At 34.8% G+C, this 21,472-nt stretch carries 15 protein-coding genes, 1 tRNA gene and 2 pseudogenes; 10 read left to right on the forward strand and 8 right to left on the reverse strand.

The genetic code is table 11. The annotated features are described in order from the left end of the window. Positions 1–74 precede the first annotated feature (74 nt). Positions 75–1,016, forward strand: a complete 942-nt coding sequence (hemE, locus tag AAGD66_RS00005; RefSeq protein ID WP_410529792.1) for a uroporphyrinogen decarboxylase — start codon at positions 75–77, stop codon at positions 1,014–1,016. 68 nt (positions 1,017–1,084) lie between these two features. Then, positions 1,085–2,278, forward strand: a complete 1,194-nt coding sequence (locus AAGD66_RS00010) for a pyridoxal phosphate-dependent aminotransferase (protein ID WP_010082012.1) — start codon at positions 1,085–1,087, stop codon at positions 2,276–2,278. Positions 2,279–2,323: 45 nt separating this feature from the next. Here the strand turns inward: AAGD66_RS00010 and AAGD66_RS00015 are convergent, their stop codons facing one another. After that, a complete protein-coding gene (locus AAGD66_RS00015; RefSeq protein WP_264723934.1) occupies positions 2,324–2,812 on the reverse strand; it encodes a hypothetical protein in 489 nt (162 codons plus the stop codon). A 488-nt stretch (positions 2,813–3,300) separates the two neighbouring features. Between AAGD66_RS00015 and AAGD66_RS00020 the strand changes: the two genes are divergently transcribed. The 4 genes from AAGD66_RS00020 to glyA all read left to right on the forward strand — a co-directional run bounded on the left by AAGD66_RS00020 (position 3,301) and on the right by glyA (position 8,494). Continuing rightward, positions 3,301–4,515, forward strand: coding sequence for an MFS transporter (locus AAGD66_RS00020; protein WP_174515889.1), 1,215 nt, complete (start codon positions 3,301–3,303; stop codon positions 4,513–4,515). 75 nt (positions 4,516–4,590) lie between these two features. Beyond that, positions 4,591–5,820 carry an MFS transporter gene (locus tag AAGD66_RS00025; protein ID WP_341814467.1) on the forward strand — a complete coding sequence of 410 codons (1,230 nt, stop codon included), beginning with the start codon at positions 4,591–4,593 and terminating at the stop codon, positions 5,818–5,820. A gap of 135 nt (positions 5,821–5,955) precedes the next feature. Then, positions 5,956–7,176: an MFS transporter gene (locus AAGD66_RS00030; protein WP_264723936.1), complete on the forward strand. Its 1,221-nt coding sequence runs from the start codon at positions 5,956–5,958 to the stop codon at positions 7,174–7,176. A gap of 40 nt (positions 7,177–7,216) precedes the next feature. Next, positions 7,217–8,494, forward strand: coding sequence for a serine hydroxymethyltransferase (gene glyA, locus AAGD66_RS00035; protein WP_264723937.1), 1,278 nt, complete (start codon positions 7,217–7,219; stop codon positions 8,492–8,494). A 441-nt stretch (positions 8,495–8,935) separates the two neighbouring features. Here the strand turns inward: glyA and AAGD66_RS00040 are convergent. From AAGD66_RS00040 to AAGD66_RS00060, 5 genes and pseudogenes are all read right to left on the reverse strand, one after another. Next, positions 8,936–9,662, reverse strand: a pseudogene (locus tag AAGD66_RS00040) (IS5 family transposase). Between the two features lie 15 nt (positions 9,663–9,677). Next, positions 9,678–11,003, reverse strand: coding sequence for an IS4 family transposase (locus AAGD66_RS00045; protein ID WP_264339118.1), 1,326 nt, complete (start codon positions 11,001–11,003; stop codon positions 9,678–9,680). A 544-nt stretch (positions 11,004–11,547) separates the two neighbouring features. After that, entirely contained in the window at positions 11,548–12,852 is a 1,305-nt protein-coding gene (locus AAGD66_RS00050) for a collagen-like protein (RefSeq protein ID WP_265024494.1), read from the reverse strand. A gap of 513 nt (positions 12,853–13,365) precedes the next feature. After that, a complete protein-coding gene (locus AAGD66_RS00055) occupies positions 13,366–13,521 on the reverse strand; it encodes a hypothetical protein (protein ID WP_153296799.1) in 156 nt (51 codons plus the stop codon). Positions 13,522–13,538: 17 nt separating this feature from the next. Beyond that, a complete protein-coding gene (locus AAGD66_RS00060; RefSeq protein ID WP_265024495.1) occupies positions 13,539–16,088 on the reverse strand; it encodes a peptidase M2 in 2,550 nt (849 codons plus the stop codon). 172 nt (positions 16,089–16,260) lie between these two features. Between AAGD66_RS00060 and AAGD66_RS00065 the strand changes: the two are divergent. Beyond that, positions 16,261–17,023, forward strand: a pseudogene (locus tag AAGD66_RS00065) (IS5 family transposase). Here AAGD66_RS00065 and AAGD66_RS00070 read toward each other — a convergent pair. After that, positions 17,005–17,727 (reverse strand): collagenase, encoded by a 723-nt coding sequence (locus AAGD66_RS00070; RefSeq protein ID WP_265024496.1) that lies wholly within the window; start codon positions 17,725–17,727, stop codon positions 17,005–17,007. The pseudogene AAGD66_RS00065 and the gene AAGD66_RS00070 sit on opposite strands and share 19 nt — an antisense overlap. 250 nt (positions 17,728–17,977) lie before the next feature. Here AAGD66_RS00070 and AAGD66_RS00075 point away from each other — a divergent pair. The 3 genes from AAGD66_RS00075 (at position 17,978) to AAGD66_RS00085 (ending at position 20,903) form a co-directional block, all read left to right on the forward strand. After that, a tRNA-Val gene (locus tag AAGD66_RS00075) sits at positions 17,978–18,050 on the forward strand. A gap of 26 nt (positions 18,051–18,076) precedes the next feature. Beyond that, a complete protein-coding gene (locus tag AAGD66_RS00080) occupies positions 18,077–18,973 on the forward strand; it encodes a cation diffusion facilitator family transporter (RefSeq protein ID WP_006280506.1) in 897 nt (298 codons plus the stop codon). A gap of 52 nt (positions 18,974–19,025) precedes the next feature. Next, on the forward strand, positions 19,026–20,903 hold the full coding sequence (locus AAGD66_RS00085; protein ID WP_341814468.1) for a hypothetical protein: 1,878 nt from the start codon (positions 19,026–19,028) through the stop codon (positions 20,901–20,903). Here AAGD66_RS00085 and plsY read toward each other — a convergent pair. Then, positions 20,894–21,472, reverse strand: coding sequence for a glycerol-3-phosphate 1-O-acyltransferase PlsY (gene plsY / locus AAGD66_RS00090; protein ID WP_010963004.1), 579 nt, complete (start codon positions 21,470–21,472; stop codon positions 20,894–20,896). The genes AAGD66_RS00085 and plsY overlap by 10 nt on opposite strands.

The raw sequence follows: 21,472 nt of genomic DNA on the forward strand, positions 1-21,472 counted from the left end.
TGGAAAGCGGCAAAACAACAATAGCGAAAATTATTAAGAGAAATGAGCCGGGTGGAAGAGTGCCTATCTGGCTAATGCGTCAGGCTGGCAGGTCTCTTCCTGAGTACCGCAAAGCAGTAGAAAATATGAATAATTTTATGGAGATATGCTACAACACAGATTTAGTGACAGAATTGACGTTACAGCCGGTGACAAGATTTGACATGGATGCGGCGATAATTTTTTCAGACATTTTAATAATAGCTGATGTTTTGGGTTGTGACGTGAATTTCGTACGCGGTGTAGGTCCAATAATAAAACCCGTGGAAAGTCCTAAGGAATTGAAGGGTCCACAAGAAATTGAAACTAAAACCTTACCAATTCTAAACGCTATAAAAAAAGTCAGAAGCCAATTACCAAAAGAAAAATCTCTCATAGGATTTGCTGGTGGACCATGGACAGTAGCCTCATACATCATAGAAGGTGGGAGCAGCAAAACTTTTTCCAAAGTATTAAATTTTTATCCTTCGTGTTTGAAGGAAATAATTGAACGAATAACGGAAGTAACGATTATTTATCTAATTAAACAGATAGAATTTGGAGCAGATGTTATTCAGCTATTTGACAGTAATGCTGGTGCGTTGTCGGAACCATTGTTTAAAGAATATGTTATCGAACCAACAAAGAGAATTATCTTGGCAATAAAGGATAGATTTTCTGATTTTCCAATAATAGGTTTTCCAAGGTCTGCTGGAAATCTTTATAAAGATTACTGCGAACAAACAGGTGTATCTGCAGTAAGTATAGATTATAATGTTCCAATAAAATGGGCGAAAGCGAATCTAAACATCCCTCTACAAGGAAACCTTGATCCTAATCTTTTAGCCTATAATAAAACGGAAGCAATCAAAGAAGCAAAACGTATAATAGATTGCTTTAGAGATTTACCCTTCATATTTAATCTCGGACATGGAGTACTCCCTGATACTCCAGTTGAAAATATTGCTGCGTTGGTAAACCTGGTAAAAAGCTACTAATACAATACACAAAATTCTAGCTTTTTTGTTGTACGGGGTTTATCATTTGAATTTAGCTTCAGTAAGATATGTCAGACCTTGCAAAAAGAATGTCCCTAATAAAACCATCACCTACGATTGCTGTAACTGATAAGGCAAATAAGTTGAAAAATGAAGGAAAAAAGATCTGTGTTTTAGCTGCAGGAGAACCGGATTTTGATACTCCAGATCATATAAAAAAAGCAGCTATTCAAGCAATAAGTGAAGGTAAGACTAAATATACTGCTGTTGATGGAACGCGTGAGCTGAAAGAAGCAATAATTAATAAGTTAAGAAAGGATAATAACCTCGAGTACACGCTTAACCAAATCTGTGTTGGTACAGGTGCTAAGCAGGTGTTATTCAATTTGTTCATGGCAACAATTAACTCTGGAGATGAAGTTATTATTCCAGCTCCTTATTGGGTTTCATATGTTGATATGGTAAGTCTTTTTGGCGGCTTGCCAGTTGTAGTAGAATGCAAACAAAATTTTAAACTGACAGCGGAATTATTGAAAAGCAGGATAACTAAAAAAACTAAATGGTTAATTCTTAACTCACCGAACAACCCTGCAGGAGCTGTGTACACATGTGATGAATTGAAAGACATAGCACAAATATTGCTTGAATATCCACATATGAATGTCGTTACAGATGATATTTATGAGCATATAATATACGACGAAAAGTTTTTTACTATCGCTCAGGTTGAGCCGAAGCTTTATGATAGAGTTTTTGTAGTCAATGGAGTATCAAAAGCCTATGCAATGACAGGCTGGAGAATAGGGTATATTGCAGGTAGAAGTGATGTGGTAAAAGCTATCTCTACGCTGCAGTCTCAAAGCACTTCTAATCCAAATTCGATAGCACAAGCAGCAGCAGCAGCAGCATTAAACGGTGATCATAGTTTTTTGAAAGAAAGAACAAGGATTTTTAAGAGTCGTAGAGATTTTATGGTGAAAGAGCTAAATTCTGCCCCGGGATTATCAGCGTCTGTTCCACAAGGTGCGTTTTATTTATTTGTCTCATGTGAAGGATTGCTCAGTAAAAGCACAAAAAGTGGTAAGATAATAAATAATGATTTAGATTTTACTGAATACTTACTGGGAGATCATTTGGTTGCTGTGGTTCCAGGAATTGCATTTGGTCTAGAAAATTTTATCAGAATTTCTTATGCAACCTCTCAGGAACAATTAGAAATTGGATGTGATAGTATTACTAAAGCGTGCCAGGAGTTAAAATGAAATAGACTATCCATAAGTTGTATATTTTGCCATACTTCGCCAAGGTTATTTTGAATGTTCTAACTTGTGTTTTTCTATGGAAGGCATTTTTATTGATTGAGCAAGTGTCTTTCTAATATTGAATTCCTCATTTTTTTCATTTTGTTGCAGTAAGTTAATGTTATTTATTTTATTTACTAAATCTTTCCCCTTTTCCAGAGTCTTTAAATCACTTTCGTTAATGTGATGTTCATTGTAAAATTCTGCAACAATTTCTTTTCTTTTCGGATAAGTATTTAAAAATTCCGACACCTGATGTTTAGCAACAGCTTGAATAAATTTCTTATTAAATCTTGAATCGTTATATAGATCTTCTAAATTTTCATCGTAGTGTTTTGCTTCATTTACAGCAAGCTTTATTATCTCTTCTATACCACTTAGAAGTTTCCTATACAATTTGTCGTATCTATTGCCTAGCACGTGTGTAGCGAATGTTTGTTCAATGTATTTTGTTATGTAATTTTGCGGCGTATTATCTATCGTGCTTATATTCATCAGCCTGCTTTAATATTATATTAACTATTTTACACATAAAAAGGTTAATATTGAATTAATAGAATACTTCTGAAGTCAAATTTTACTGAAAATTATGGTATTTAAGATATAATTGTCAGCATGAAATAAAAACATAAATAAAATGGATCTTGTAACAAAAGTGAAGCTCAAGATAAAGATGAATAAGGGTAAAATCATAAATATACTTATCATTTGTGGTGTAATTTTTTTCATATACCTTATTCATGAGCCAGTTGTAGATATGGTAGAAAAAATTATAAGTAAAATAAAAGGTCTCTTTTAAAAATAGAAAAAGTGAACTTTTTCCATCATCCAAACTTGAACCTGGAAAATTTAGTTAATGCATAAACTACTTATGTTGGCTATGAGTTCAACTGTATAAAATTCCGGTAAATTAAAATAAGTATTCATAAAAATATTGTTTTCTATAAACAGAGTATCTATAATGCTAGCTTTGGGGTAAAGTATTGCAGAGGAATTTTTTAATCTGGTTGTTGGCGTCACTGTTTTATGCATACCAATATATATTACGCGTAATTCCAAATATTATAATTCCTGAATTGGTAGTAAGGTTTAATATAGGAACAACAGAAATAGGACAATTTTGTGGACTGTATTATGTAGGTTATGTGTTAGCACATATTCCTGTAGGTATTCTTTTAGATAGATTTGGTTCTAAAGTTGTTATACCGATTTGTATTGCATTAACATCTTTAGGTGCTTTACCTTTAGTCAGTTCTAATGATTGGAGTTATTCTATTATTGGAAGAATAATTACTGGTATTGGATCCTCTGCTTCAGTACTTGGACTCTTTAAAATAATAAGAATCTATTACCATAGAGAAAAATTTGCCATGATGTTCAGCATATCGGTTATTATTGGCATTTCAGGTGGTGTATTTGCCACCAAACCATTACATGTCTTACTTGATAAGTTTGGGTGGGATTATTTATTTACTGTGTGTATAATGCTTGGATTATTGCTTGCTTTAACTACCTTTATATCTATACCTAAAGTTGGCACCTCAGACGAAGAATTAAATATTAAAAATTTAAGCAAAGTTATATTTAATAAAGATATTTTATTGATAGGTTTGTTTGGCGGTTTTATGGTTGGACCATTAGAAGGCTTTGCAGATGCGTGGTCCGCAACATTCTTGCATGAGATGTACGCTATAGATAGACACATTGCATATAGCATTTCAAAATGGATACTAATAGGCTTTGGCTTTGGGCATTTATTACTTCCTTACATATTAGCAAAAAATCCAACCAAGCACTATGAAATAATAATTTCTTGTGCTATGGCCATGATAATTGTGTTCTTATTACTTTTTATATGCAATATTAGTGAACTCCTGGCATGTATATTACTATTCATTATTGGTCTTGCTTCTGCATACCAAATTGTTTTTACTGCTAAAGTTGTAAGTTGTGTAAAAAACGAAGCAGTAGCAAGTGCAGGATCTGTAGGTAATTCCATAGTTATGAGTTTTGGTTATTTTTTTCACGTCATTATTGCAAATATAATGAATTTTTATTGGAACGGTGAAATTATCGATGGAAAGCCATTTTATGGAACTGATGTAATGGTTAAGTCTATGTTAATAATACCTATATGCCTACTAATAGGAATGATAGGCTTTTGGTTACTTAAAGTTATAAGCTGTAAAAAGAGCTAAGCAGATTTAGATGATTAATATAGTATTGTTTTTTATAACTAAAGTATCTATAATCCTAAATTTTAGCTGAGATTCATGTTGCAGAGGAATTTTTTAATCTGGTTGTTGACGTCACTGTTTTATGCATACCAATATATATTACGCGTAATTCCAAACATAATTGCGCCTGAATTAATAACAAAATTTAACATAAGTATTGCAGATGTTGGCCATTTTGGTGGGTTATACTATGTAGGCTATACGCTAGCTCATATACCTATTGGTCTTTTCCTTGATAGATTTGGACCAAAGTTTGTTTTACCTGCTTGTACCGTTTTGACATTTACCGGAACACTACCGCTTATATGCTTTGATGAGTGGAGTTATTCAATAATTGGAAGAATAATTGTGGGAATTGGGTCATCCGCTTCGGCAATTGGAATCTTTAAAGTTGCAAGCATGTATTTTGCGCAAGAAAAATCAGCAAGAATGGCCAGCTTATCTATAATTATAGGAATTTTGGGAGGGATATGTGGCGGGTTACCTTTAGACTTCTTACTCGATAAATTTGGCTGGAATTATGTTATCTATACATTCTCAGCATTTGGGTGTTTACTTGCTCTTTTGCTGTTCTTAGTAACGCCTGAAAGCAATGCTCAACAGGAAAAAGTTAGCATTAGAGACTTAAAAAACATACTTTTCAACAAGCATATTATTCTAATTAGCTTTTTTGGTGGACTCATGGTCGGTCCAATGCAAGGTTTTGCCGATGGTTGGGTGAAAGCATTCTTTTTTGAAGTATATAAAATGAATGAAGACTTGGCATCTTCTCTCTCTTCCGTAATATTGATAGGAATGTTAACAGGATCATTCTCTTTGGCTTATTTATTGGAAAAATATAAAAATAAGCATTATGAAGTAATAATTGCATGCTCATTTGCAATGATCGCTAGTTTTCTTTTGCTTTTTACTCAGATTGGTGGCTTGTATGTTGTATTACCTACGCTTTTTATTATTGGCTTCACATCTGGATATCAGGTGGTTACCATTTACAAAGCGATAAGTTATGTAAATAATAACTTAGTAGGCCTGGCTACAGCTGTGTCAAACATGATAGTTATGGTTTTTGGCTATTTTTTTCACACTGGGATCGCAAAAATAGTAGATTTGTGTTGGGATAGAACAATAATACAAGGAAATCCTGTGTATGGTGCTGAATTGCTGATAAAAGCAACATCAGTTATTCCTGTATGTTTGCTGGTGGCTGTTTTTGGGCTCTTATGGTTAAAAAATAAAGATTTTAGAGAAGTTGATTGTAATAAGTAGATAATTTATCGAAGGCTCGTATGATAAAATCGTTAGATGTACTAATTTAAGGCTCTTGTTATTATGAAATATAATACTTTATTTTACTTTGATATTTTTGTTTTAATTGTAATAGGGTTTTATTAGGTGGTAGGTATGTCGAAAAGTAATTTTTTTGTATGGTTGATAGTATCTCTTTTCTATGCATACCAGTATGTGTTACGTGTCATGCCAAACATAATTGCGCCTGTATTAATAACAAAATTTAATATAAGCATTGCAGATTTAGGGCAATTTAATGGTCTCTACTATGTGGGATTTACACTAGTTCATATCCCTGTTGGTCTTTGTTTTGATAGATTCGGTCCAAAAATTGTTTTACCTATTTGTGCTGTCTTGGTATCTATTGGAACATTACCTCTTGTGTGCTTTGATGAGTGGTATTATTCAGTATTAGGTAGAATAATTGTTGGGATTGGCTCGTCTGCGTCAGCAATAGGAGTATTTAAAGTTGCCAGTATGTATTTTTCGCGAGAAAAATCAGCAAAAATGGCAAGCATATCTGTTATTATAGGGCTATTAGGGGCAATATATGGTGGTCTACCAATAGAACTTTTGCTTGATGAGTTTGGTTGGAATTACGTAATTTATATTCTTTCAGGGTTTGGTTTCTTACTTGCTTTATCTTTATTTTTAGTTATTCCTTACAATGCTTACGACTTTCGAAAAGAAAAAATTAGCATGAAGGATCTAAAAACTGTGCTTTTCAATAAATATATCATTCTAATTAGTTTTTTTGGTGGCTTAATGGTAGGTCCACTAGAAGGTTTTGCTGATGCTTGGACAAAAGCTTTTTTATGTGAGGTATATCAAATGGCCGGTGATCTAGCGTCTTCAATTTCTTCTGTTATATATGTAGGATTTGCAGCTGGATTGCTCTCTTTTGCTCACATATTAGAAAAATACCCAAATAGACATTATGAAGTTATTATTGTCTGTTCCTTTGCAATGATTGCTAGTTTCCTTTTACTTTTTACACGGGCTGGCGGATTGTATATTGTATTGCCTGCACTTCTTGTTATAGGTTTCGCTTCTGGATATCAAATAGTAACACTGTACAAAGCATTAAGTTATGTAAATAATAACTTAATAGGATTAACTACAGCTGTATCAAATATGATAGTTATGGTTTTTGGCTACCTCTTTCACACTGGAATTGCGAAGGTAATAGGTTCTTATTGGGATAAAGCGATTATACATGGAAGTCCTATTTATAGTGCTGAATTGCTGATAAAAGCAACATCTATTATTCCTGTATGTTTGCTGGTGGCTGTTTTTGGGCTCTTATGGTTAAAAAAGCAGGACAAGCAGTCTTAAAATTGCTTGTGCATCTTAAAATTAAAGCGAGGTTTGATCTATGATGAGTGTTTTAAAAAAAATCTGTGGCTCTAAAAATAGTTTAAAGTCTTTTGATAACGAGGTTTATCAGTCTATAGAAAAAGAATTGCAACGCCAAAGATCACAACTGCAACTAATTGCATCAGAAAATTTTGCAAGCAAAGCGGTAATGGAGGCACAAGGCTCTTTTCTGACTAATAAATACGCAGAAGGTTATCCAGGTAAAAGATATTACTGTGGTTGTGAGCATGTGGACAAAATTGAAAGTCTGGCTATAGAGAGACTTTGTAAGTTGTTTGGTGTAAAATTTGCAAATGTTCAGCCTCACTCTGGTTCTCAGGCAAATCAAGCAGTGTTTGCTTCACTGCTTACTCCAGGTGATACAATACTTGGATTGTCACTGAATTGCGGTGGGCATCTAACTCACGGTGCGGCGCCAAGCCTTTCTGGTAAATGGTTTAAGTCGATTCAATATACAGTGAATAAAGACACTTACTTGCTGGATATGGATGAGATAGAAAAGCTGGCGCTGGAGCATAAACCAAAATTGATCATAGCTGGTGCTTCTGCTTATCCGAGAAAAATGGACTTCAAGCGCTTTCGCGAAATTGCAGATAAAGTTGGTGCTTATTTGCTTGCAGACATTGCCCACTATGCGGGGCTTGTTGCAGCAAGTGAATATCCATCCCCTGCTGAATATGCACATGTTATGACTTCCACGACTCACAAAACTTTGCGTGGTCCTCGTGGTGGAATAGTGATGACCAATGATGAAGCATTACACAAAAAAATTCAATCTGCAGTTTTTCCAGGATTGCAGGGCGGGCCACTTATGCATGTGATAGCTGCAAAAGCTGTTGCATTTAAAGAAGCATTGGCGCCAGAATTTAAAACTTATAGCAAGAAAGTCGTGGAAAATGCGAAAGTACTAGCTCAAGAATTGCAAAAGCATGGACTCGACATTATAACCGGTGGCACTGACTCTCATATAGTGCTAGTTGACTTAAGATCGCAGAAATTAACTGGAAAAGACGTTGTAGATAGCCTTGAGAGGGCTGGCATTACCTGCAATAAAAACTCTGTGCCATTTGACACAGAAAAGCCAACCATCACCTCAGGGCTCCGTTTTGGCACCGCTGCTGAGACAACACGCGGACTTGAGGCAGAAAATTTTAAAGAAATAGCTGGTCTAATGAATGAAGTAATTCAAGGATTAATCAGCGGAAATAGCCCTGATATTGAAAGAACGGTGAAAACTAAAGTTGAAAAGATTTGTAGTAATTTTCCTATTTATTAATTTATGTGGTGTCATCCAAGTAGCTGGTAGAAACGAAAAAACTTACTTGACACCCTTCGCCAGCCCTCTTATCATGAAACTGAAGGTATTCATTTATCTTCAATCTGTGCAGATTAAACGACAACAGTATTACGTAATTGGCGTCTTATTTTTAATTTTTTGCACTATGCGCACCCTACGTCTTCACAACATTTCTGGGTTTTTACCTATATAAGCTGAAACGCGCTTATAAAGCGTTTAAGACAGTATAGCACGCCAATTTGCAGGATTAGAGAGTGACAACTAGCTAATACGGGATTTCTTTTGCCTTTTTTTCTGCTTAGTAAATTTCTTAAACATTTAAACTAAGATGAGTTGCATTTAAAAGCAGCTAAATTGCAGTGTTTAAGACTTAAAAAACGCCAATACTGAAAATAGACAATGACTAGGCAGTGTCGACATTTATTTTAACCAAAGATAAATGCCAGCAATGTGAACAAAAGACAGAAAAGCTATGGCCAATTTGTCGTAGCGTGTAGCAACTCTGCGGAAGTGCTTGATTTTGTTGAACATCCTTTCGATTAAGTTTCTCTCTTTATACAATTCTTTGTCATATTCTCTTGGTGTTTTTCTGTTGGAACGCGGTGGGATTACTGGCTCAGCATTTACAGCTTCTGCAGCCTCAATCATATAATTTGCGTCATACCCTTTATCGGCAATAAGTGCCTCCATGTTCTTGCCTTCTATCAGGTCTAAAGCTTTTACGTAATCCGATCTTTGCCCTGCAGTAACAAAGAATCTCAGTGGGTTGCCCAAAGCATCACAAGCAGCGTGTAATTTGCTTGAAAATCCTCCTTTGCACCGTCCCAGCTCTTGTTCTTGTCTACCAGTTTCCACATTTTTTTCTTGCACCAGCAGCATGTTGATGTGCCCTGATTATTGTTGAGTCTATCATGAGCCACTCTGTGTCTCCATTAACAGCTAATGTGTTGAAAATCATCTGCCAAACACCAGATTTTGCCCACCTTATAAAACGTTTATGTACACTTGACCATTTTCCATACTCAGCCGGCAATGCTCTCCATGTTGCTCCTGTTCTACCTATCCACATTATTGCAGCTACGAATCTCCTGTTATCTTTTGCGCTTCTTCCTCTATCTCCTTCCTTACCTGGCAGACTGTTTTTTATTCCATACGCGTCAAGTTAAGAGATTGTGAGCAAATTTAGAGAGGTTAAAGTGGATACTCTAGCCCTTCTACGTTTGTCTTTTAATGAAAATCGCGACCAAGTTATAGTGAGTTTTTTAAGAAATGCTTTTAAACTATTAATTTTGGTTAATACTAAAAATAACTCTCTAACCCGCCTTTTTAGCTCAATAAATGCCTTTGTTAAGCTAAGTTCTGTATTCTTTTTCACTTCTGTGCAACCAACTATGCCGTGAAATATAAGAATTGCGCACAATTTAGCATATAGTTCACATAATACTCTGCATGGCTTTCCTTTTAGCTTATCAAGCCTGATATGGCTTTTATACAATTTAAATAATAACTCAATTTGCCACCTTACTCTGTAAATCGTTAATACTTGCTCAGCACTAATTTTATTTTCTGGAACATTAGTTATAAATATTGACCAGTTCAACAATTTTTGATTTCTTTTAGAGGATGTATATCCCTGCGATCTTGCTAATCTATTAGCTTTCCTTCTTCTGGCCATAGACTGTTCTTCAGTTAGTTTCTGACATATAATTCTTACTCTAATTTTTGCTTCTTTTCCTAACAATACCTCGTTTTCTAAAAATAACTTATCCTCTAAACATTCTAATAACTCCATTTTTTGATTTGTTTCTACATCATATATGTTGGTATCGGATTTATAACGACTTATGAAATAAGCTCCTATTTCATTGATTTGTTTAAAAGAACTTGGCACAAAATAACCGAGATCAGATATTAGCAAATCATTGCTTAATATATTACTTAAATGTTTCCTATATCCCTGGTCTGATCTTACCCCCTCCGTTAAATTAAGTTGGTCTATTATCTGATTCATGTAGTCGAAAACTAATTGTAACTTTATTCCAGACTTAGTATTGCTTTCATAGCCACTGTAGCTAGTACCATAACCTTTATACATCTCTTCCATACTGTTAGGTAGAGTAATATAGCTACTGTCCAATAATTTAACACTATTAAATTGCTGTAAGATTTTGCAATCAACTTGCAAGATATTTTTAAAGAGAATCACAGATTCATTATACATCCTTTTCATAAATTCCACTGCTTCTTCAGTAAATCTAAAATCCAAACCTTGTTTTGTTATATCTATCGAGTCCTCGTTTAGTAATTGACACATTGTTTCTACGCTACAATTATCAACTCCTATATTACCCAAGACCATGGCTTTTACGAATGATGAACCTTTTAGCTTTCTCTTTCTTTTTATAAACCTTGTTGTAATTGAGATTTTCTCTGCTTTTTCATTAAAAAATTCTTTGAGCTTTTTTGATAAGCAAGTTATTTTATTCATTGGTTCTCTCACTAAAAGTATATCTGGGAGAACTTATACCTTATTATTCTATCTCTTTCATACCTTTATTTCCTTAACTTGACGCGTATGGTTTTTTATTCTCTCCCATTGCTCATCTTTTAAATCATATAGCATTCTCTTTACCTATTAATAAAGAGTACTCTATATCACTATTTTTTTATGTCGACAAGACCTAGGGCTTCTTTTGCCTTTTTTTCGTTTGGTAAATTTCTTAATGTTTGTAGCTAACATGAACAAACATTTGAGAGTAACTTCTGCTAGTAGGGTGTCATCCCAGTGCTTGACACTGCTCTCCTTTGTCATCCCAGTGCCCAGACACTGGGATCCAGGAATTTTATTAAGTTGGTAAGCATAAAAGTAGCCGTTTTATGTTAAAATACAACATTTTAATGATTATGAAAAGGCTGGATTCCAGCGTCACGCGCTGGAATGACATTGTAGGGTGTTATCCGAGTCCTTTTTCCGTCATCAGAGGACCATATGACGTCATCCAAGTAGCGTGACTACTTGGATCTAAGCTGTATTACCAAGTCCAATTAAGTGCAGCATCATCACTTGTTGGAGGCTCAAAATACGGTTGTGACATTTCCTCTTGCACAGCTCTTTTAAATTCTGGACTTTGTATGCTTATCTTTGTTACATGCTCTTGTAAGGCTTTCTCAGCAGCTATTTCAGCAGCTATTGGACTTTTACCATCTGCTCCTGTCTCCCCTGTCTCTCCTTGTGGGCCTTGAGCTCCATCTTTACCATCTGCTCCTTTAGGACCAGTGGCTCCTGTCTCCCCTTTTAGCCCTTTACCTCCTAAGAACACCTTTGCTGTTTGATCATTTTTGTCACCATACGCTGTGTCAGTAGCATCAAGAAATCCTCCTAATTTATCCACTAAAATTGATTTGTCGCCGTCTTTTGCATCAAATATAGCATTCACGACATCTTTCGCTGCAGCTTTTGTTTTAAGCTCTGTAGCTTTAACAAAAGCAGTCTCTGCAGCAGTTTTAGTGTAAACTTCATCGGCTGGAGCAGCTTTAATATATACCTTATTTGTAAAATCAGGAGAAGCAGTTATAGCATCCACAACAGGCTGTTTTACTACTTCTGTTTTTAGCGTATCTGTAAGTCCTAAAGTTTTAACAAATGCATCATCCACACCTTTTTTGGTATAGATACCATTATCATCATCACCTTTTGCTAATTCTGGTATTAAAGCATCCACAACAGCTTTTTCTGCAACTTTTGTTCCAAGATCTGCAGTTTTAAGAAACGTGTCATCAACACCTTTTTTAGTATAGATACCATTATCATCATCACCTTTTGCTAATTGTGGTATTAAAGCATCCACAACAGCTTTTTTTGCAACTTTTGTTGCAAGATCTGCAGTTTTAACAAACGCAGTATCTGCATCATTTTTAGTGTATACTTTATCGGTAAAATCAGTAGAAGCAATTATAGCATCCACGACATCTTTCGCTGCAGCTTTTGGTTTAAGCTCTGTAGCTTTGACAAAAGCAGTGTCTGCATCAGTTTTAGTGTAAACATCTGCAGTATTAGCTTTGTTGGCTAGATCAGCTGCACCAGCTTTCTCTCCTAGCTCAGCATCGACGTAATTCTTGTCAGCTTTTTTTGCCAACTCATCATTTACATTTCTTTTAGTGTAAACATCTGCAGTATTAGCTTTCTTTCTCAACTCATCATCCACACCTTTTTTAGTATATATACCTTTATCATTAGCACCTTTATTGAGTTCCACTATCAATTTTCCTAAAAAATTTTTGTTAGTTGCAAGGTTTTCTATTGTATCTATTGTACTCAATTTTTCACTCAACGCCATATCACCCTCCATTAATTACAAAAACCATAGCATGCATGAAAATAGTATAATTTTTGTTAATGCTAGATTTTACATAAGATTTCCTTGAAACTTGTTGTTTCAGAATTCTTCTCTTGTCATTCAAGTGTGTAGCAGATGATGTCATTCCAGTCTGGAATCCAGCCTTTATTATGCAGCCACTTATTTAAAGTTAAGTTTTCTGGATCCCAGTGGGCTTTGTTGCATCGCTAGCTATGATGGATTAAAGATAAAAAAGATAGGGAATATCAGTAGCTTATTATTCTGGTATTTATAACAAGAACGGTCAATGAATACCTAAATTTGAGTAAAAGAAATTTCACTACCATTTACCAATCCGGCTAAAATTCAAGAATTTCAATGCTTTAGCTATTTTCAATAGAATTAAATTTATTAATATAAATAATAAATTACTATTCTTAAATTTGATCAGATTGATTGCAAAAAAACAAGATTTTCAATAGGTTGCTTATAATCCTAATTATAGTTAGCCTTTCATAAGTAGCGATGCAACAAAGCCATCCCAGTGTCTGGGCACTGGGATGACACCGAAGGGGCTACTCGGATGACAAACCCTGTCATTCCAGGGCGTGACGCTGGTTTCCATCCAAGACGGCAGTGCTTGACACTGGAATGACAAGAAGAGGGCACTGCCCTCCTTGTATGTATTAGATATAGGCCGAGTTGTGGTCGTGATAAATGTGATCGCTTGCGCAATCGAACATTTTCACAAAACCATTCTCTAGATAAAGATTATATTCGTGATGTTGATCTGATAATACAATATTATCTTGCTCCCCTGAATTGAAATGACTTGAATCTGACAGCAATTCGTAATTTGGATTATCTATTTTACTAATGCTGTTTATTACTTTGCCATTACCACTTGATATAGCTAAACTATAACTATCACCATCCTTCATTATCTTGATGGACACCTTATCTTCAGGTAACACTATAAGCTTCTTTGTGCCACTATCGTGGATTACGAATTTGCCTTTTTCAAAATAGTATTTGTCTTCCGGCAAAGCACCAACCTTATAATCTGATGTGTGCAGTTTGTTCCAAAAATCTAACACAGATTGCTTTTCTGCTCCTTCCGCTCTATCATACAAGGCTTTCACATCATTATAATTTATCGTTACATTTGCCTTATGCTTCCCTTCTGAGTCCTGCTCGTAGCTCTTTTCTATTTTGAGAATTGTGTCTTTTAATACTACCTGTTCTTGCTCTTTCTCCTCCACTGAAGCTGACCTTTTTGCCCTTGTTGGAATTTGTGGCTGATCAGACTGCATTTCACTATTGTCGTTTGATGCAGTTTTCTCTTCAGCAGCTTGTGCAACAACATTAGTAGTACTATGAACTTCTGTCTTAGTTTCACTTACTTGCCCTTTTGGACTTTCGGTTTGTTTCTCTTTTGTGAATATTTTCTGATAGTCCGTGTAGCCTCTATTAGTATCACCGATATCACCACTACCTTGATCGAAAGTTATTTTTTTACTTCCATTTCCCATATCCTCAATTTCAACTTGAGGAGAAACAGATGCTAGGAAATCGTTATAACTGTAGTTGTAGTCAGCAGAAAAGAATATTTTACCTTTGAAGTTATGGAAGTTATTAGATAACATTCCAATTTCTTCGTCGCCATCAAACAATTTTACTTTAGTGAAATATGTTTGATCTTTTATTCTAACTATTTCACCGCTAGAGTTTCTTTGTATGTGGTAATCATTTGGGTCGTGCTTTATAGCAAAAAGTTTGCCAGAGCCATATTTCTCTAAGTTTATAAGGCCCACATTTACATGTTTATGGGAATAATCTCTCTTTTCATATTCATGTGCAAATATTGGATCTATATATCTATATTCGTCTGATATATTTGGCATACCTACTGGATGTTCATTCCCATCTTTCGTCACCGGAACAAGCTTATATGCTCCATCTTTTTCCACTAATTTTAGATGAGTAATACTTTGTGGTAGTTGAAACCTTACATTTGCTCCATGGTCATGAATAAATAGATCACCTTTCTCGGTAATATAAAAGCCCATATTTTTAAATTCATGTAAGCGCTCGTCTCCTTGCTTTACGACAGCTTCATATACATCATCGTCTGTCCTATCTGTTCCCTTATTATCCAGTAATTTTCCTTTTTCCACGATTACTCCATTTGCCTTTTGCTCATCAGAATATTGTGCATGTTCTGAATCCTGATGATTCAAAATTTTGGTACCTCTAAGAAGCAGAGAATCTAAATCTTTTTGGATGTGTCCAGTGCTAGGATGCAACAATTCATTTTCATGTAAATGCGCTTCATCAAAGTATTCATCGCGTTCAACTGTTCTGCCATCTATTAGGGAAGCTTTATAATGACCATTTTCTTTTGTAACTGCCATGTAAGCACCGCCTTCGTATGAAACATTTAAGTTGTGCAATATATCCTCAAAAACGAAAGTTTCTTTAGTTTGGCCTTCAACTTGCTTAAAAAATCCTGATTCGCTCAATAATTCTCCAAGCTTTGTATTTCCGTCATATATAGACAGTGCACCCATATCTCCTTGACCATGAGCTTGCATAGAAAAAATCTTACCTTCTTGTAGATTAATGTGAGTACCTCTGATTAAGTTTGAATCGATATTGACCAGCCCATCTAATATTTTTGCTGCTTGGGAATTATTTTCAATTTCATCAACGGCTTTGTTTTTTAGTTGATCAAACTTTAAAAATGCTGGTCCGTATTTTGTATTTTCCTCATTACGTAACTCTTCAATAGTAATCTCTTCTTTATGATATTTTTGATACATTTCACCACGTTCTTTATTCAAATTATCAAATTCATCTACCTGATTCTTAACTTCTGTATCATATTTTGATAATACCCTTAAAGCCTGATTTTTATACTCTTGACTGTTTTGATATTCATTACCTTGTTGGTCAGAGTAAGTTAGTTTATCCTGTCCATCGGAAGTTTTTACTACCTTAAGGAAATGATATTCCTTTGATATATCAAGTGTATCATTTGTTGCTCTATTTATAGCACGAGCAACATCATAAAACGCAACGTGTTCTACAGGAGAAAAACTTCCAACGTTTTCTCCATCCATTTTTTCTATATTTGCTTTATAGTAGGATACGTTTTTAATTTCTCCACCCACTATTTCTTGACCAGTTGCTATGAAATCTCCTTTTGTAACTTGCAAAGCGTTGAGATGTTCCATTGCAGTTTCTGTATCATTCTCAGCAAGCCAGCCTTTAAAGGCGTTATCATGCCCTTTTATTTGATCTAAAAAGCTTCCTGATTTATGTGAGTCACCTTGACGTAAAGCATCTAGGTCTTGTCGACATAAAAAAATAGTGATATAGAGTACTCTTTATTAATAGGTAAAGAGAATGCTATATGATTTAAAAGATGAGCAATGGGAGAGAATAAAAAACAGTCTGCCAGGTAAGGAAGGAGATAGAGGAAGAAGCGCAAAAGATAACAGGAGATTCGTAGCTGCAATAATGTGGATAGGTAGAACAGGAGCAACATGGAGAGCATTGCCGGCTGAGTATGGAAAATGGTCAAGTGTACATAAACGTTTTATAAGGTGGGCAAAATCTGGTGTTTGGCAGATGATTTTCAACACATTAGCTGTTAATGGAGACACAGAGTGGCTCATGATAGACTCAACAATAATCAGGGCACATCAACATGCTGCTGGTGCAAGAAAAAAATGTGGAAACTGGTAGACAAGAACAAGAGCTGGGACGGTGCAAAGGAGGATTTTCAAGCAAATTACACGCTGCTTGTGATGCTTTGGGCAACCCACTGAGATTCTTTGTTACTGCAGGGCAAAGATCGGATTACGTAAAAGCTTTAGACCTGATAGAAGGCAAGAACATGGAGGCACTTATTGCCGATAAAGGGTATGACGCAAATTATATGATTGAGGCTGCAGAAGCTGTAAATGCTGAGCCAGTAATCCCACCGCGTTCCAACAGAAAAACACCAAGAGAATATGACAAAGAATTGTATAAAGAGAGAAACTTAATCGAAAGGATGTTCAACAAAATCAAGCACTTCCGCAGAGTTGCTACACGCTACGACAAATTGGCCATAGCTTTTCTGTCTTTTGTTCACATTGCTGGCATTTATCTTTGGTTAAAATAAATGTCGACACTGCCTAGGTAGTCTCTTAATAAACTAGGATCTTTTTCCTGTAAGTACATTATCAACGCATGACCTGTTTTATAAACTAGGCTATTTGCTTCGCTGTCATCTGAATATTTTAAGCTTAAAATTTTATCTAAATCCAGATTTGCAGCTTCGGTCTTGTCAATACTTGATCCTTGAGAATTGAATTTATGATCTGAATGGTGCTCAAAGTAATCTGCAATTCCTTCCATTAATACTGTTGGTAAAGATTCGCCTCCTGTAGCCAAGTAAGTTAAACCATGTGCAAATTCATGCTGAAGGTTATGAACGCCACCTTGCTGGTAGACGTACATTTCAGCAAAAACATCAGCTTTCCCTTTGTAGTAACATTTACCACCTTCGTCTCCAAGGTAAGAACCGAAACGCTCGCTTCCGCCAAGGTGAGTGTAATCATCCTTGTCATCAAACATATAAATTTTAAATGTTTGTTCTGAACTGCCGCGTTCTAACTTGAATGTATCTTTAAAACTAGTAGCTGTTTCTCTTATCTCACTTTCAATGTTAGCAACTTTACTTGCTCTTAAATTGTGAGAATAAACCTCTACTTTAATATTTAAATCTTCAACTTCTGTAACATGTGGCGAATTAAACCCTTTGCCGTTATTGTTGAAGTATCCTTCTTTAGTTATATTTTTATTTACTTGTTGACTAATTGTCATAATTTTAACCTCTAATTTGCTGATCTTTCAATATCAAGCATAAAGTAATTTCCCTAAAAAAAACGTAAATCCCTGTATTAATATAATTTATATCTTAATAAATAAAGTATAGATAGTTAACTTAATATGTAAAATTTAGAATATGGCTGAAATTCTATACAGCTATATTCCGGAATCACATTGGACAAGGACAAAAGCAAAGTGGTTTATTGACTTTCATTCCACCAAAGCACTATACTAAAACCACGATGGGTAATTAGCTCAGTTGGTAGAGCACTTGCTTGACGTGCAAGCGGTCGCTGGTTCGAACCCAGTGTTACCCACGTTTTTGTTTATGAAAAGATTTTATATGACAGCAGTGCATAACGGTAAACACTCAGCAGCGCAGTCCAAGCGCTTAATCTATTCCATAATAATAGTTGCGATAACAATGTTTATGGAAATAGTAGGTGGAATAATTTCACATTCGCTTGCTCTATTATCAGATGCAGGGCATATGCTCACTGACCTCTTTGCCTTGGTTTTAAGCTGGTTAGCACATAGGTTTTCAGCTAAGAAATCCGATTTGCAGAGATCATACGGATATCATCGGTTGCAGATAATTGCAGCATTTGTTAATGGTTTAACTCTATTCCTCATTGCAGTAATCATTATAATTGAGTCAATAAAGAGGTTTATTTTTCCAGTCAATGTTGAGTGGAAAGTAATGTTAATAATTGCTACACTCGGTCTTGTCTCTAACATAATAGTCTTTTTTATATTACATAGTAAATGCGAGAGCAATATAAACATAAAAAGTGCTGTACTACACGTTATAGGAGATATTTTAGGTTCTGTAGCTGCTATACTTGCATCTATAATTATCATGCTTACTGGATGGCAAATAGTAGATCCAATCTTATCAGTATTTGTTAGTGTGATAATTCTAAATAGCGGCTATAAAATTCTCAAAAATTCTTGCCATATACTCCTTGAAGGTACGCCTGAGGGTATATCTGCTGAAGAGATAAAAAGTAAGATCACATCAGAATTACCTGAAGTGATAGATGTGCACCACATACATACATGGTCGCTGTCTGATAATTATTTTATAATTACCATGCATGCTAAAATAAAGCAAAATGTGCAGCACACCAATGTTTTATATGAAATAAAAAAAATATTGCTAGATAAGTTCGAGATAGCACACTCTACAGTCGAGATCGAATACGATGAGTGTGCGGATAATAAGATACTTAAACATTGACGTTTTAAATTATTATGCTATTACTAGAGTGTAATGATGTTGAAGGTAAGCTATGATAGGTATTTCTCAAATACAATTTCCTTCAAAGGATTCTAGTAAGCTAAAATTTGTTAGCTACTTTGGAGCTTTTGTCTCGTTAAGCATTATCACTAATCCTGTTAATGTTCTTTTTTCTCTTGGTACTATGTTCTTCAGGTCTGAAATTAAAACTCTTTATATCTACAAAGAAATAAAAACGGCAAAACAGCAAAAAATGAGCAAAAGGGAATATTGGGAAATATTTTTTAAAAACAATACAATCAAGGTAGCAGCCTTCCTCTTGTTTTCTGCTTTCATAACATATCTAACTTTCACTACCACTCTCTTGCTTATTTCGTTACTGGGAACTATACCACTTACAATGCTATTAATTTTATTGCAGAGTGAACTAAGGCCAAAAGATTTTAACCCATTTACGCTGCTTAAAGCTTCTATAAATTTCTTTTTGGAAGGTATAAAAGAGAATTTACGTGGTATGGTTAATAGTTTTGATGTTAAGCTTGAACATTTACTGCCCCATCAATTAAATGATGATATCATTAAAAATATTGATAAATTAAAAGGTAAGTATAGTGAACAAGTACCTGAAGACGTAATCAAAAATGATGAATATATTCAATTCATTGGATATATAAACAATTCATATGAGTTTAGTGATGAGGATAAAGGAAGAGTAATTGCATTTTTAGATGACTTTTGCAAAGATGATCAAAAGCATAGCTCCGGCTTTACAGGTGGGCAGGTTCTGCTTTTAGTTTTAAGGGCTTGCAATGATGGAGACGGAGAAGCCGTTAAGAGTAAAAAGGATGCATTGATTTCTAATTTAATTGATAGCCAAACTTTCTCTAGAAAAGAGCGAATTCCTAACACTTGCTTCACCGGTATTATCTATAGAATGTTAAGCACGCTAGAGGGTATTCATCCTGATCCAGAAATTAGATTTACTCCCCCAAGGGAAATGTTGCTCTCAGAAGCACAAAATAAAGCACGTGAGTTTATGTTAGACAGGTTAAAAAACAAGAAAAACAATAAAGAAATTCTTAAGGCTTGGTATGACGTTCAAAATGGTTATGAAGACGATGAAAGTCAAAAAATAGTTGATGATTTTATTTCAGAAGTAAGTATTCCTTTAATGAGAAAATTATTGAGTATTACTTCTCAATATAGTGAACAAATTGTGCTGACGTTAATGAAAAATATTAGCTCTATAAAGTTAAATAAATTACAATGTTGTGAGCTGGTTCAGCACATGAGAAATAAACTGCAGGAGCATGATTTAGATGACCAAGAAAGTTTACTCGAAAACATCGGAAAAAAAGTATTCTTAGAGCTATTAAATCGAGATCTACTCGAGACAGATTTTTCTCTCAAGGGTTCATCTTTGGATGGAGCTAAGAGAATAGCTAATAAGATAATAGAAGAAGAAGTAGCAGAATTTAAATTAAAGGCTGAGAAGACTATTGAAGGTCAGATAATTAGCATGTTAGATGGGTTAAGAATGCTCCCAAGAGAAAAAAGATGTTATAGGGTATATGTAGAACTCAGTAAAAATAACGAAAATGATAAGGAAAAAATAAAGAAAATTTTGCAAGAAAGGTTAAAAGTAACAAAAGCAGCAATGGATGAAATGTTAAAAAAAGGAGCTTCACATAAGCTAGAGTTAGAAATTGAAAGTGTATATGAAGGAAATAAAGATCACGTTACTCAACTTTATGAAAAAATAAGAGAAACAAAAAAGGAATTCATTGAAGATGGTCTTTTAACACCTCAAGAAGTAGAGAATATAACAAAAGCAAAAATCATAGACTTAAACAAAGAGGACAAAATCATACCGTCAAGCAATTTGTCTCGTAGTTTAAGTGTCAATAATTTGGCAGTACATTATCTATAAAATTTATACTCTTTACCTTGCAGAAGATTCACAATATTTCTGTGGTGTTTTAGGAAGACCAGTGCTCCTATAATTAGTAATGTTAAGAACAAATTCCTCTGAAAAAAAAAGGACCATGCTACAGCCGTTGAAGTAGCACTGAGTGAAGCAAGGGAAGAGTATCTAAAGGCAAGAAAGACTATTATCCAAATTATTACGAATACTAAAGTAATATCGATGTTAAATGCTATCAGTATCCCTAGAGTGGTTGCAACGCCCTTTCCTCCACTGAATTTTAGCCAAATAGGAAACATGTGTCCTAAAACTGCTAAAATTGCAGATACATATATATAAAAATCGTTATTATCACAAAATTGTTGTGCTATATAAACGGCAATAAATCCCTTAAAGGAATCCAGAAATAATGCCAAAGCAGCAAGAAATTTATTTCCCGTCCTTGCAACGTTTGTAGCACCAATGTTTCCTGAACCTACTTCTCTTAAGTTTATCCCTTTTATTCTTGTAATGATTAAGCTAAACGGTATTGAACCGAGTATGTAGGACAGTATAAGGACTACATACTTTTCCAT

It is taken from the genome of Wolbachia endosymbiont (group A) of Dendrolimus pini (assembly GCF_964026835.1).
GTDB classification, from domain to species: domain Bacteria; phylum Pseudomonadota; class Alphaproteobacteria; order Rickettsiales; family Anaplasmataceae; genus Wolbachia; species Wolbachia pipientis.

What these genes read in the sequence shown, in the direction of transcription:
- hemE (WP_410529792.1), top strand. Translation starts at nt 75, where the DNA reads ATGCGTCAGGCTGGCAGGTCTCTTCCTGAGTACCGCAAAGCAGTAGAA.
- AAGD66_RS00010 (WP_010082012.1), top strand. Translation starts at nt 1,085, where the DNA reads ATGTCAGACCTTGCAAAAAGAATGTCCCTAATAAAACCATCACCTACG.
- AAGD66_RS00015 (WP_264723934.1), bottom strand. Translation starts at nt 2,812, where the DNA reads ATGAATATAAGCACGATAGATAATACGCCGCAAAATTACATAACAAAA.
- AAGD66_RS00025 (WP_341814467.1), top strand. Translation starts at nt 4,591, where the DNA reads ATGTTGCAGAGGAATTTTTTAATCTGGTTGTTGACGTCACTGTTTTAT.
- AAGD66_RS00030 (WP_264723936.1), top strand. Translation starts at nt 5,956, where the DNA reads ATGTCGAAAAGTAATTTTTTTGTATGGTTGATAGTATCTCTTTTCTAT.
- glyA (WP_264723937.1), top strand. Translation starts at nt 7,217, where the DNA reads ATGATGAGTGTTTTAAAAAAAATCTGTGGCTCTAAAAATAGTTTAAAG.
- AAGD66_RS00045 (WP_264339118.1), bottom strand. Translation starts at nt 11,003, where the DNA reads ATGAATAAAATAACTTGCTTATCAAAAAAGCTCAAAGAATTTTTTAAT.
- AAGD66_RS00050 (WP_265024494.1), bottom strand. Translation starts at nt 12,852, where the DNA reads ATGGCGTTGAGTGAAAAATTGAGTACAATAGATACAATAGAAAACCTT.
- AAGD66_RS00060 (WP_265024495.1), bottom strand. Translation starts at nt 16,088, where the DNA reads ATGGAACATCTCAACGCTTTGCAAGTTACAAAAGGAGATTTCATAGCA.
- AAGD66_RS00070 (WP_265024496.1), bottom strand. Translation starts at nt 17,727, where the DNA reads ATGACAATTAGTCAACAAGTAAATAAAAATATAACTAAAGAAGGATAC.
- AAGD66_RS00080 (WP_006280506.1), top strand. Translation starts at nt 18,077, where the DNA reads ATGACAGCAGTGCATAACGGTAAACACTCAGCAGCGCAGTCCAAGCGC.
- AAGD66_RS00085 (WP_341814468.1), top strand. Translation starts at nt 19,026, where the DNA reads ATGATAGGTATTTCTCAAATACAATTTCCTTCAAAGGATTCTAGTAAG.
- plsY (WP_010963004.1), bottom strand. Translation starts at nt 21,472, where the DNA reads ATGGAAAAGTATGTAGTCCTTATACTGTCCTACATACTCGGTTCAATA.